Origin of the sequence: Nannocystis sp., assembly GCF_016714285.1 — a bacterium.
Taxonomy (GTDB): domain Bacteria; phylum Myxococcota_A; class Polyangia; order Nannocystales; family Nannocystaceae; genus Nannocystis.
The window spans coordinates 388,101-400,501 of the sequence record NZ_JADJNN010000003.1 but is presented as its reverse complement, the minus strand read 5'-3'; the positions used below and the strand labels follow the sequence as shown (position 1 = coordinate 400,501).

The 12,401-nt window shown below is 70.8% G+C and carries 11 protein-coding genes and 1 pseudogene; 4 read left to right on the top strand and 8 right to left on the bottom strand.

Annotated elements, in window-relative coordinates; genetic code table 11:
- Window positions 1–18: 18 nt before the first annotated feature.
- On the top strand, window positions 19–1,383 hold the full coding sequence (locus IPJ59_RS09290) for a cytochrome P450 (RefSeq protein ID WP_293270905.1): 1,365 nt from the start codon (window positions 19–21) through the stop codon (window positions 1,381–1,383).
- A 22-nt stretch (window positions 1,384–1,405) separates the two neighbouring features.
- Here the strand turns inward: IPJ59_RS09290 and secA are convergent, their stop codons facing one another.
- On the bottom strand, window positions 1,406–4,585 hold the full coding sequence (gene secA / locus IPJ59_RS09285) for a preprotein translocase subunit SecA (protein ID WP_293270903.1): 3,180 nt from the start codon (window positions 4,583–4,585) through the stop codon (window positions 1,406–1,408).
- Between the two features lie 148 nt (window positions 4,586–4,733).
- Here secA and IPJ59_RS09280 point away from each other — a divergent pair, with 148 nt between their 5' ends.
- The gene (locus tag IPJ59_RS09280) at window positions 4,734–5,675 is read left to right on the top strand and encodes a S66 peptidase family protein (RefSeq protein WP_293270901.1); all 942 of its coding nucleotides are present in this window, start codon (window positions 4,734–4,736) and stop codon (window positions 5,673–5,675) included.
- Here IPJ59_RS09280 and IPJ59_RS09275 read toward each other — a convergent pair whose 3' ends face one another.
- The 3 genes from IPJ59_RS09275 to IPJ59_RS09265 all read right to left on the bottom strand — a co-directional run bounded on the left by IPJ59_RS09275 (window position 5,676) and on the right by IPJ59_RS09265 (window position 7,969).
- Entirely contained in the window at window positions 5,676–6,701 is a 1,026-nt protein-coding gene (locus tag IPJ59_RS09275; protein ID WP_293270899.1) for an aldo/keto reductase, read from the bottom strand.
- 139 nt (window positions 6,702–6,840) lie between these two features.
- Window positions 6,841–7,017 (bottom strand): hypothetical protein, encoded by a 177-nt coding sequence (locus tag IPJ59_RS09270; RefSeq protein ID WP_293259724.1) that lies wholly within the window; start codon window positions 7,015–7,017, stop codon window positions 6,841–6,843.
- Between the two features lie 445 nt (window positions 7,018–7,462).
- Complete coding sequence (locus tag IPJ59_RS09265; protein ID WP_293259721.1) at window positions 7,463–7,969, bottom strand: hypothetical protein; 507 nt, start codon at window positions 7,967–7,969, stop codon at window positions 7,463–7,465.
- On the opposite strand from IPJ59_RS09265, the pseudogene IPJ59_RS37695 reads away from it, so the two are divergent.
- Window positions 7,968–8,441 (top strand): annotated as a pseudogene (locus IPJ59_RS37695) (hypothetical protein); the annotation flags it as partial. The gene IPJ59_RS09265 and the pseudogene IPJ59_RS37695 sit on opposite strands and share 2 nt — an antisense overlap.
- Before the next feature lie 390 nt (window positions 8,442–8,831).
- On the opposite strand, the gene IPJ59_RS09255 reads toward IPJ59_RS37695, so the two are convergent.
- Window positions 8,832–9,332: a hypothetical protein gene (locus IPJ59_RS09255; RefSeq protein ID WP_293270895.1), complete on the bottom strand. Its 501-nt coding sequence runs from the start codon at window positions 9,330–9,332 to the stop codon at window positions 8,832–8,834.
- Window positions 9,307–9,672: a hypothetical protein gene (locus tag IPJ59_RS09250; RefSeq protein ID WP_293270893.1), complete on the bottom strand. Its 366-nt coding sequence runs from the start codon at window positions 9,670–9,672 to the stop codon at window positions 9,307–9,309. Before IPJ59_RS09250 ends, IPJ59_RS09255 begins: the two co-directional genes overlap by 26 nt.
- Here IPJ59_RS09250 and IPJ59_RS09245 point away from each other — a divergent pair.
- Window positions 9,667–10,968, top strand: a complete 1,302-nt coding sequence (locus IPJ59_RS09245; RefSeq protein WP_293270891.1) for a gluzincin family metallopeptidase — start codon at window positions 9,667–9,669, stop codon at window positions 10,966–10,968. The genes IPJ59_RS09250 and IPJ59_RS09245 overlap by 6 nt on opposite strands.
- A 45-nt stretch (window positions 10,969–11,013) precedes the next feature.
- Here IPJ59_RS09245 and IPJ59_RS09240 read toward each other — a convergent pair whose 3' ends face one another.
- Window positions 11,014–11,604 (bottom strand): hypothetical protein, encoded by a 591-nt coding sequence (locus IPJ59_RS09240; RefSeq protein WP_293270889.1) that lies wholly within the window; start codon window positions 11,602–11,604, stop codon window positions 11,014–11,016.
- Between the two features lie 104 nt (window positions 11,605–11,708).
- Window positions 11,709–12,362, bottom strand: coding sequence for a glutathione S-transferase family protein (locus tag IPJ59_RS09235; RefSeq protein WP_293259712.1), 654 nt, complete (start codon window positions 12,360–12,362; stop codon window positions 11,709–11,711).
- Between the last annotated feature and the right edge of the window lie 39 nt (window positions 12,363–12,401).

The window sequence follows — 12,401 nt, the reverse complement described above, 5'->3', positions numbered from 1 at the left end:
CCTGACACTGCGACGCCGATGGCCCGAGAGATCCCCCTGGCGCCGCAACACCTGCCGATCGTCGGCCACATGGCGCGCCTCGTCACCGGCGCGCCGTGGGACGTCATGGAGGGCTGGCTGCGCGAGCGCGGCCCGACCCTGCGTTTCAAGATCCCCGGCGCCACCTACATCGCCAGCTCCGACCCCGAGGTCGTCCGCCAGGTCCTGCTCGGCAACGCCGACAACTACGTCAAGGACATCCGCAGCATGGCCCCCTTCCTCGGCCTGCTCGGCAACGGCCTGCTCACCAGCGACGGCCCGCTGTGGAAGCGCCAGCGGGCCACCCTCGCCAGGGCCTTTCGCATCGACGCCCTGCGCAACGTCGCCGACGTGACCCGCCGCGCCGTCGACCGCAGCAGCGAGTCGCTCGCCGACCACGCCCGTCGCGGCACCGTCGTCGACGTCGGCGCCCTGTTTCGCCGCCTCACCCTGCAGGTGATCGCCGAGGCCACCCTGTCGATGACGCCGGAGGAGAGCGACGAGGTCCTGCCGCGCCTCTACGAGCCGCTCGTCGCCGAGGCCAACCGCCGGGTCTGGCTGCCCCTCCGCGCCCACCTCCCGATCCCCGCCCGCTTCCACTACGACCGCTCCCTGCGCGAGCTCGACCTGTTCCTCCGCGCCAAGATCGACGCCCGCCAGCGCCAGCGCCAGGCCGAGCCCGACCGACCCGCGGTCGACATGCTCGACATGCTGCTCGTCAGCCTCGCCCATGAGCCCTGGACCGCCGAGACCGCGACCCTCGTCAGCGACGAGCTGAAGACCATGCTCTTCGCCGGTCACGACACCTCGAGCGCGATGCTCACCTGGACCCTGCACAGCCTGATGCGCCACCCCGACTGCCTCGCCCGCCTGCGCGACGCCGCCGACGAGGCCTTCCGCGGCGACGCGATGCCCGACTACGAGACGCTCAAGCGCCTCGATTACGCTGGCGCCTGCCTCAAGGAGGCCCTGCGGATCTTCAACATCGTCCCGATCGTCACCCGCAAGGCCGTCGCCGACGACCACTTCGGCGACTACCTGGTCCCCGCCGGCTGCCTGGTCATGCTCCACCTCCAGGCCCTGCACCGCGACCCGCAGCAGTGGCCCGAGCCCGACGCCTTCCGCCCCGATCGCTTCCTCAGCGACGCCCCGGGGCAGGCCTGGCGCTGGCTCCCCTTTATCAACGGCCCCCGCAGCTGCGTCGGCCAGCACTTCTCCCTGCTCGAGGCGAAGATCGTGCTGTCGCTGCTGACCCAGCGCTTCGACTTCATCCCCGAGCCCGGCAACCGCGACACCCGCCACCGCTTCAACGTCCCGGTCGGCCCCGCCGGCAAGATCGGCGTCCGCGTGCGTCGAAGAACCTGACCCTTCGGCCAGGTTCCACCGCTCAGGCCGCCGCGTCCTTGCCGTGGCAGCGCCGGTACAGCTTGCCCGAGCCGCACGGGCACGGGTCGTTCTTGCCGACCCGCGGCACCTGCTTCTCGCGCGGGGCCTCCTGCGCGGCAGGCTGGCCGCTCGCCTGCCCGCTCGCCTGCCCATTCGGCAGCCCAGTCGCCTGGCCCGGAGCCAGCCCGCTCGCCTGCCCGGTCGCCTGGGTCCGGGCCTGCGCCCCGAGCAAGCGCTGCATCGCCTCGCGTGCCGCGTCCTGCAGCTTCGCGATCTGCTCGCCGCCCGCGGCGGCGCGCCCCGAGCCGGCGCGCCGGCGCGGCTCCTGGGCGTTGCGATTGGCGCGGGTGACCGCCGTCTCGTACTCGGCGCCCTCCTCGGCCTGCTGCTTCTGCTCCGCCGTCAGGCGCATCGACAGGATCTGCTTGAGCACCGTGTTCTCGATGCCCTCCCACATGTCCTTGAACAGGTTGAAGCCGCGCAGCTTGTACTCGTTCTTCGGGTTACGCGTCGCGTAGCCGACCAGGCCGATGCCGGTGCGCAGGTGCTCGATGTTCTTGAGGTGGGCGATCCACTGCTCGTCGATCTCCTCGAGGTAGAACTGGCGCACGTAGAACAGGAAGGTGTAGAGCCCGATCTCCTGCTCGCGCTGGCTCAGCAGCGCCTCGACCTGCTTCCACACCCGGTCGACCAGCTTGTCGATGTCCTGGATGTTGCGCAGGTCGACCTTGATCTTGAAGCGCTCGAGCAGCACCGCCTCAAGGCCGTCGAGGTCCCACTCGTCCGGGTGCACCGTCTCCGGGCACAGCTTGAGCACCTGCTCCTCGGCGAGCTTGAAGCTGAGGTCGTGCACGCGCTCGCGCTGCTGGATCAGCGAGCGGGCCACCACGTCGATCGCCCGCTGCACGATCTTGCGGCGGTCGTCCTTCACGTCGTCGAGCACGATCAGCGCGCCGTAGTGGCGGTACAGCTCGTGCGCCAGCTTCTCCGGGCGAACGCCACCCGGCGGGAACGGCTCAGCCCCGTTCGCCGGCAGCCCGGCCTCCTCGAGCATCGCCACGCAGTGGGTGTCGATGATCGCCGTGACCTTCTCGGTCACCGTCCGCGACAGCGACTCCAGCGTGTGCTGGCCCGACTTCTCCGGCGGCGGCGGCAATCGACCGGCCTGCTCCTTGCGCGCCTGGTCGTCGAGGATCTCCGGCTGGTAGCGGCCCTCGAGGATCTGCTTGCGCAGGGCGTAGATCGCCTTGCGCTGGTCGTTCATCACGTTGTCGTACTCGAACAGGTTCTTGCGCGTGTCGAAGTGCATCGCCTCGACCCGCGACTGCGCGTTGGCGATCGCCCGGTTGACCAGCGGCGCCTCGATCGGCACGTCCTCCTCCATCCCCAGCCGCTCCATCAGCCCGCTGATGCGGTCGGCCTGGAAGATGCGCATCAGGTCGTCCTCGAGGCTGAGGAAGAAGCGCGAGCGGCCCGCGTCGCCCTGTCGGCCCGCGCGGCCGCGCAGCTGGTTGTCGATGCGCCGGCTCTCGTGCCGCTCCGTGCCGACGATGTACAGCCCGCCGAGCGCCTTGACCTCCTCCTTCTCCTTCTCGAACTCCGTCTTGAGCGCGGCGTGCAGCGCCTCGAAGCGGGCCGGCTCCTTGTCGGGGTCGATCTGCGCGCGCGCCACCATCTCGGCGTTGCCGCCGAGCAGGATGTCGGTGCCGCGACCCGCCATGTTGGTCGCCACCGTGACCGCCCCCTTGCGGCCAGCCTGGGCCACGATGTACGCCTCGCGCTCGTGCTGCTTGGCGTTCAGCACCTCGTGCGGGATGCTCATCCGCTCGAGCATGGTGTGGATCACCTGCGACTTCTCCACGCTCGCGGTGCCGACCAGCACCGGCTGACCGCGCTCGTGGGCCTGCTTGATCTCCTCGATCACCGCCCGGAACTTGCCGCGCTCGTTCTTGTAGACGAGGTCGTCCTGGTCCTGCCGGATCATCTTGCGGTTCGGCGGGATGACCACGACGTCGAGGTTGTAGATCTTGTTGAACTCCTCGGCCTCGGTGTCGGCCGTGCCCGTCATGCCGGCCAGCTTGCCGTACATGCGGAAGTAGTTCTGGTACGTGATCGTCGCCAGGGTCTGGCTCTCCGGCTGGATCTCGACCCCCTCCTTGGCCTCGATCGCCTGGTGCAGCCCGTCGCTCCAGCGCCGGCCCTCCATCTTGCGGCCGCGAAACTCGTCGATGATGATGATCTCGCCGTTCTCGACGATGTAGTTGACGTCCTTCTTGTAAAGCACGTGCGCCCGCAGGCCCTGGTTCACGTGGTGCAGCAGCTCGTTGTGCTCCGGCGAGTACAGGTTCTTGCAGCTCAGCAGCTTCTCGATGCGGTCGACCCCCGCGTCGGTGAGCTGCACGCTGTGGGCCTTCTCGTCGATCACGAAGTCGAGATCGCGGCGCAGCGCCGGGATCACCCGGTTGACGGTGACGTAGGTGTCCGGCGGCTTGTTGGCCTCGCCCGAGATGATCAGCGGCGTGCGGGCCTCGTCGATCAGGATCGAGTCGACCTCGTCGACGATCGCGTAGTACAGGTCGCGCTGTACGTACTTCTCGATCGTCTCCTTCATGTTGTCGCGCAGGTAGTCGAAGCCGAACTCGTTGTTGGTCCCGTAGGTGATGTCACAGCGGTAGTTCTTCTGCCGCTCCGTGTGATACATGCCGCCGACGATCACCCCGCACGACATCCCGAGGTACTGGTAGATCTGGCCCATCCACTCGGCGTCGCGGCGCGCCAGGTAGTCGTTCACCGTGATCAGGTGGGTGCCGCGCCCGGCCAGCGCGTTCAGATACAGCGCCGTGGTCGCGGTCAGGGTCTTGCCCTCGCCGGTCCGCATCTCGGCGATGCGCCCCTGATGCAGCGCGATGCCGCCGATCATCTGCACGTCGTAGTGGCGCATCCCCAGCGCGCGCACCGAGGCCTCGCGCACCGCCGCGAACGCCTCCGCGGTCAGGTCGTCGAGCGGCTCGCCCTTCGCCAGCCGGGCCCGCAGGTCGGCCGTGATCGCCGGAAACGCGGCCGCGGGCAGGCCCTGCATCTTCGCCTCGAGCCCATTGATCCGGTCGATCAGCGGCTGCATGCGCTTCATCTGCCGCTCGTGCTTGGTGCCGAAAACCTTCTTGATGAACGCGTTGAGCATGGCGATATGGGGTTCCCGCGGGCCTGGGGCCACCAAACGGAAGCGGGCGGGCAAGGGTACGGGCCGGATACGCCCGTTGTCCACGGCCCAGGATGCTTTGCGGCCGGGGATTTCTGACGCCCTCGCCGACTGTTATTGTCCCGCCGCCGTGCCGCACCCACTGCGCCCGCGCGCCATCCGCCCAGGCGCCCGCATCCACATCGCCGCCCCCTCGGGTCCCGTCCCGCCCGATCGCCTCGAGGCCGGCATCATGGCCCTGCGAGCCGCCCTGGGCCCCGCTGCGGGTGAGTTCTCGCTCGCCCCCAACCTCGCCGCGCGCGTCGGCTACTTCGCCGGCGACGACGACACACGCCTCGCCGCGCTGGCCACCGCGCTGGCCGACCCCGAGATCGACGCGATCGTGTGCGCCCGCGGCGGCTACGGACTCACGCGACTGCTCGCTCGCCTCGACCCCGCTCGCCTCGCCGCCGCCCCCAAGCTCATCGTCGGCTTCTCCGACGTCACCGCCCTGCTCGCGTGGGCCCACGTCTGCACCGGCCTCGTCGGCGTGCACGGCCCCGTCCTCACCCAGTTAGGCGAGCTCGACAACGACGACCACGCACGCCTCGCCCTCCTCCTCACGGGCGACGACCCCGGAGCCCTCGTCGCCGGCTCCGGCGTCGTCCTCCGCGGCGGCTGCGTCGAGGGCCCGCTCGTCACCGCCAACCTAGAGCTCCTCCGCTCGCTCGTCGGCACCCGCTTCATGCCCAGCCTCGCCGGCTGCGTCCTCGCGCTCGAGGAGGTCGGCGAGCGGCCCTACCGCATCGACCGCGCGCTCACCCAGCTGCTCAGCAGCGGGGCCCTGCGCGGCGTCCGGGGCGTCGCCGTCGGCCAGCTGCACGCCTGCGAGGAGCCCGCGACCGGCAACCCCGACAGCCCGAACGCCGAGGCCGTCGTGCTCGAGCGCCTCGGCGTGCTCGGCGTGCCGGTCGTCACCGGCTTCCCCTTCGGCCACCTGCCGACCCGCAACGCGGCCCTGCCCTTCGGCAGCCGGGTCCGCCTCGACGCCGACAACGCCGCGCTGTACCTGCTCGAGCCCGTGGCCGACTGACTACCAGCGACCCTGGATGCTGCGCATGAACTCGTACGGGTATCCGAGCGGGAACGCCGAGGCCGCGTCGAGCCGCTGCGCCAGCTCGGGGCTCAGCACCAGCTCTGCCGACTTGAGGTTGTCGTGCAGCTGCTCCGAAGAGCGCGCCCCGAAGATCACCGACGTGATCCCCGGCCGCTGCAGGCACCACGCCAGCGCCACCTGCGACGGCGTGGCCCCCAACGCCTGCGCCACCGCCCGCAGCTCATCGATGATCTTCCAGTTGCGATCGTTGTCGAAGGCCGCGCGCCGCTCCTTCCACGCCGCCAGCCGCGACCCGCTCGGCGGCGGCTCGTCGCGGCTCAGCTTGCCCGAGAGGAAGCCACCCGCGAGCGGCGACCACGGCAAGATCCCCAGCCCGTGCTTCTGGCACAGCGGCACGTGCTCCCGCTCGATGTCGCGGACCACCAGGCTGTACTGCGCCTGGAACGCGACGAAGCGCTCGAGCCGCTCGCGCTCGCTGGTCCACAGGCTCTCCATCAGGCGGTAGGCCGCGTAGTTGCTGACCCCGAAGTAGAGCACCTTGCCCTGCCGCACCAGGTCATCGAGCGCGCGCAGGGTCTCGTCCTCCGGCGTGTCGATGTCCTGCATGTGCACCTGATACAGATCGATGCGATCGGTCTGCAGCCGCCGCAGGCTGTCCTCCACCGCCCGCACGATCCGGAGCCTCGCCGCCCCGGTCCCGTTCGGGCCCTTGTTCATGCGAAAGCGGAACTTCGTGGCCAGCACCACGTCGTCGCGCCGCTTGCTCGCCGCGAACCAGCGACCGATCACCTGCTCCGTGAGCCCGTCGTTGCCGTACACATCGGCCGTGTCGAAGAAGTTGACCCCCGCGGCGAGCGCCTCGTCCATGATGCGCCCGGCCGTCGCCTCGTCGCAGCCGACGTTGTGCATGAACGAGGTCGCGTCCGCCTCGCCGAAGGTCATCGTGCCGAGGCACAGCGTCGATACTCGCAGGCCGCTACGGCCCAGCTGTCGGTATTGCATGGCGTCTCCCGCCCATCAGGGCGGGCGCCACCTTACGCCCACTCGCCATCGACCTGACAACCCACCGTGCTTGACCATCGCCGGCCGCCCACACCGTGCACCGGCAACGATCTCGCCGCGACCCTCGCCGCGCCCGCGATCACGGCTGTGCCAGCGCCAGCCCCTGCGAGACGCCCACCGGCTGGCGCGGCTCGCCCAGCGCATTGGCCGGCCACGCGTGCGGGAGGCCGAGGGCCAACCGCGCACCCGCCTGCGGCCACGCGTACTGCACCTTCAAGCAGAGGTAGACCCACGGGACTTCGGGCTTGGTCGACATCAGGACCCGAACCCCACAGCAAGATCCAGGCCAGCCTGAGACAACCAACCTGGCTCATGCGCTCGCGGTGCGATAGCGTCCCGACGCTGGCGCTGCCCCGGCGGACCACGACCACGTCGACGTCATGCTCGGCGCCCTCGCTGGCCTCGGCGCCTCACGCCTGCACCACCGCCACCGTTCGACCGACGACCGCACCTCGCCGCCGCGCTCGTGCGTCTCGCCCCGGACCGGAAACCCGGAGGGTCGCGTGCTCGAGTCCGAGAACCTGACCGATCGGCCATGTCCCAAAGCACAGTGAACGCAGTTCCTCGCGCATCGTCCCTCGGCCCGCTGGACCGCCGCACGGACGCTTGCCCGTACGCCTGTCCGAAGTGGCCGCCGCCGGACAGAATCGGCGCGCATGGACAATCTTGCAGGCGCCGACTTCAGCGCTCGCGCGCGCCGCTCAGCCCTCGGCGACCGGCGCCTCGATCTGCCCGAGCATGCGACGGATCAACCCCTCGACCATCAGCGCCCGCTCGCCCGCGTCGTACACCCCGTCGTGGTAGCGAGCCTGGATGTCCTCGAACTTCTCGCGCGTGTCGTTGATCAGCTGCTTGTACGGCTTGCGTCGGGCCAGCACCGCCTTCTGATTCGACCAGAAGAACGAGATCATCGTCGCCACCGTGAAGCCCGTCAGCGCCAGCCCGACCGGACCGCTGATGATGTAAGCCAGGCCGTAGCGCAGCGCGACCACCCCACCCACGCCCACCGCCAGCTCGCGCAGCCCGCTCTTCCGCATCCGTCCCCACGCCATCGGGATCAACTCGCCCGACGCCAGCACCAGCGCGACGAACTCCGGGCGCTTGGCCCCGCGCTCGTAGGTATCCTTGATCACCTGCTGCATGAAGCTGTCGAAGGTCTCGTAGACCTCGGCCGGGTAGGCCGTGTGGGTACTGGAGGACGCCGCCATGGTCGCCAGCATAGCAGCGACGCGTCCGTTTGACAGAGCGCGCGCTGACCAGCAGAATTCGCCGCCGATGCGTAGTCCCCGGCTGCCTCGCCTCACGCACCTCATCGGAGGTCTGTTCGTGGGCCACGTTCCTGTGCGCTTGCTCGCGGCTTCACTGCTCCTCGGACTCGCCTCGGGCACCGCCTGCACCAAGCGCCCCGCGACGATCGTGCCTGCCACGGGCCCCGAGATCTCCGACACCGACGACACGCTCGACGAGGGCTCGCCGCGCGAGGTCGAGGTCCCCGAGCTCGACGACGCCGCACCCGTGAAGGAACGTGCGAAGCGCCCGCCACCCACTCCCGTCGCCTCCCTCGCCGCCGCCCTCGATGCCCTCGCCCACGCCAACCCCGAGGGCGCCGCCACCTTCTTGAAGGACGCCCTCCGTCGCGCCCCCGCCGACGAGTCCCTCCGCCTCACCCTCGCCCACGCCCTCCTCTCCACCGGCGCCTACGACGACGCCGAGGCCCTCCTGTCCGAAAGGCCAGGCAAGGGCAAGGCGATGAACCCACGCCTGCGCATGCACGCCCGCCTGCGCCTCGTGCGAGGCGACCCCGCCGGCGCCGAGACCCTGCTCAATCAAGCCGTCGCCCACGACCCCGACGACCTGTCCGCCCGCGGCGAGCTGCTGGCGCTGCGCGTCAGCACCGGCCGCGGCTCCGACCCGACCGCGCGCGCCCTCATGGACGGCCTCTACGACGCCTACGACGCCGGCAAGGCCGCCAGCGCCGAGGCCCTCGTCGCCGTCGCCCGCGCCGCCCTCGCCCGCGGCAGCAGCGGCGCCTTCCACGACGCCAACATGGTCCTCGCCGAGGCCGAGAAGTTACCGGCCCCCACCACCGGCCCCGAGCCGGGCTTCGTCGTCCAGGACCGCGTGCTGCTCCTGCGCGGCGCCGTGTTCCGCGAGAAGTACGCCGCCAGCGAGGCCGCCGACACCTACAACGTGATCCTCGCGCGCGACGCCTGGCAGCCCGACGCGCTCGCCGGCATGGCCCTCGCGCACCTCGAGGAGCTCCGCCTCGCCGCCGCCAGCGAGGCCGCCGAGGCCGCCCTGCAGACCAACCCGCGCCACCCCGAGGCCCACGGCGTGCTCGCCCGCATCGCCCTCGTCGAGGGCCGCCGCGACGAGGCCATCACCCGCGCCCGCGACCAGATCCTCCGCGTCCACCCGCGCCACCCCGTCGGCCTCGCCGTCCTCGCCGCCGCCGGCATCTCCGCCGACGACGAAGCCGCCTTCACCCGCGCCCGCGACGAGGCCCTCACCCTCTCCCCCGCGCCCACTCCCTTCTACCTGGCCCTCAACGACGTCCTCGTCTCGATGCACCTCTACGAGCAGAGCGAGCGCGATCCTCAGCGAAGCCGTCGCCCGCGCCCCCGACGACCCCTACCTGCAGTCCGCGCACGGCCTCAACCTGCTCCGCCTCGGCAAGGAGACCGAGGGCCGCGCCGCCCTCGCCCGCGCCTGGAAGCGCGACCGCTTCAACGAGCGCACCCGCAACACCCTCGACCTCTACGAACAACGCATCGACCCCAACTACACCGACATCACCAGCGGCGACCTCAACCTCCGCCTCCCCAAACAAGACGCCGAGTTCGTCCAGGCCGACCTCGTCGCCGCCATCGAGCGCGCCCGCAAGGCCCTCGACGCCCGCTACGGCATGCACGCCGGCCCGCTCCGCATCGAGGTCTTCGCCGACCCCGACGACTTCAGCGTGCGCACCATCGGCGTCCCCAGCCTCGGCGCCGTCGGCGTGTGCTTCGGCAACCTCATCACCAGCGTCGGCCCCTACGCCGGCACCCACAACTTCCATCAGGTCCTCTGGCACGAGCTCGCCCACGTCTACGCCGTCAAGCTCAGCCGCGGCCGCGTCCCTCGCTGGTTCACCGAAGGCCTCAGCGAGTGGGAGTCCGAGCTCGCCGACCCCAGCTGGGCCCGCGAGAGCGCCGAGCTGCTCGCCCAGGCCCGACGCGAGGGCCGCCTGCGCAAGCTCGGCGAGCTCGACCTCGCCTTCCTCCGCGCCCAGAGCCCCGTCATGATGGAGGTCGCCTACGCCACCGCCGCCTGGGCCATGCGCTACCTCGGCGAGACCTACGGCCTCCCCAAGCTCATGCTCGTGCTCAAGGGCTACGCCACCGGCGCCACCAGCGAGGCCCTCTTCCAGCAGCACCTCGGCAAGCCGATGCCCACCGTCGAGGCCGAGTTCGACGCCTGGATGCACGCCCGCCTCGACCGCACCATCTCCGGCTGGCAACCGAGCCCGAAGGGCAAGATCGAGGCCCGCGACCGCACCCTCCACAAGGCCATCGAGGAGATCAAGCAGAAGGACTACACCACCGCCGCCCGCACCCTGCAGGAGCTCGTCCAGGGCCCCGGCGACGGCTTCCGCCCGCGCATGCTGCTCGCCGAGGTGCTCCTCCAGGGCCCGCAGTGGAAGTCCGCCGGCCCCCACCTCGAGAAGGCCCGCAGCTTCAACCGAGAGTCGATCGAGCCCGTCATCCGCCTCGCCGAGCTCGCCCGCCGCGCCGGCGACGTCACGGCCGAGAAGCAGCGCCTGCGCGAGGGCCTCGAGCTCGACGGCATGTCCTTCGACCCCGCCGCCCGCCTCACCATGCTCGCCGTCGTCAGCGACGACCCAAAGACCCTCGCCTACGCCCAGGACCGCGCCGTCGCCATCGCCCCGCTCCACCCGATCACCCTCGCCGCCCAGGCCCTCGCTGCCGCCAAAGCCGGCGACAAACCCCGCGCCGTCGCCCTCAGCAAGCGCGCCCTCAAGTCCGTCGACGAGAGCGAGGGCCGCGGCCCCGCCGACACCCTCGTGGTCCTGGCCCTCGCCAGCGAGGCCGCGGGCGAACTCACCACCGCCAAGATCCTCGCCACCCGCGCCGCCGCCGAGAAGGGCCTGCCCACCCCCGCGAAGCAGGCCATGGCCCGCATCACCGCCAGCACCGCGACCCCCTGAGCAGCGTTCGCCGACCCGAGCCGCAGGCGCATCACCGCGGCTGACCTAACCAGGCTTCGCCGCCCCGAGCCGCAAGCTCGAGATCACCTGATCGAAGCCCGCCTCGACGCTCTCGCGGTCCTCGTCGGGGATCGTCGTGAACAACAGCACCGTCCTGTCCTCGAGGACAGCCCCGATCAGCGCCACCGAGCTCGGCACCTTCTCGCCCAGCGCCGTGATCGTGATCGCCGCCTGCTTGCCGCTGCGCTTGGCCCCCAGAAACTCGCGCTCGAAGTCCGTCACCGCCCCGCGGGTGCTGTCCGCCAGCCCGCCGACCTGCTTCCCGACCTCCTCCTGCATCGCCCCCATCGTCAGCTCGATGTGCTGCGCCAGGTCGATCTCCACCGCCGGCTGAAAGCTCTGGACCATCAACAGCGCGTTGCCAGCGCTCTCGACGTTGATCGTTCGCAGCTCGATCCCATTCTCCTGCGCCGTCTCCTCCTTGACCGTCCAGTTGCCCGGATACTCGAACGAGACCCCGTCCTTCTCATACCGCTGCGGCGCGTCGACCTGCGCCTTCGGCTCCGAGAAGAAGCCCAGCACCCGCTCGCACCCGGCCCCGCCGATCAGCGAGCACGCGACGAGACAGCAGGACACGACGGTGGCGATGGACCGCATCACCCGACGATGCCCGCGAACCCCGCCGCGAGCAACACCCCCGCCGCGAGCAACCTGCCCCATGAACACCCTGCCCCGCGCGATCACTCGTCGGTCTCTTGCGCCGCCCCGGCGTACCACGCCCGCATGTCCGGCCGGGCCAGCATCGCCGCGCAATAAGCCTGACTCACCGGGTCGAGCGCCACGCCATAAGTGCGGAAGCGGGTCACCACCGGCGCGTACATGCAATCCGCGATCGTGAACTCGCCGAACAGATACTCGCCCGCGCCGCCGAAGCGACCCCGACACTCGCGCCACAACCCCGTGATCCGCTCGATGTCCGCGCGGGCCGCCGGCGACGGCTCGCGGACGATGCGAGCCCGCAGGTTCATCGGCAGCTCGCGCCGCAGGTCCGCGAAGCCCCCGTGCATCTCGTACGCCGCGCTGCGAGCGAAGGCCCGCGCCCCCGCGTCCGCCGGCCACAGCTGCGCCGCCGGGAACCACTCCGCCAGCGCCTCGCAGATCGCCAGCGACTCCCAGATCACCAGCTCGCCGTCGAGGAGCAGCGGCACCTTCCCGGTCGGCGAGGCCGCCCGCAGCTGGGCCTTCGAGTCGGCCCGATCGAGCCGGATCTTCCGCTGACGAAACGGGTACCCCGTGGCCCGCAGCGCCAACCACGGGCGCAAGCTCCACGACGACAGGTTCATGTCGCCGATGACGATCTCCAGCTCGGCGGACTGCGGACGGACTGCGTGCATGCCCCACCATTACCGGAAGGCGCGCCCCCGCGCACCACA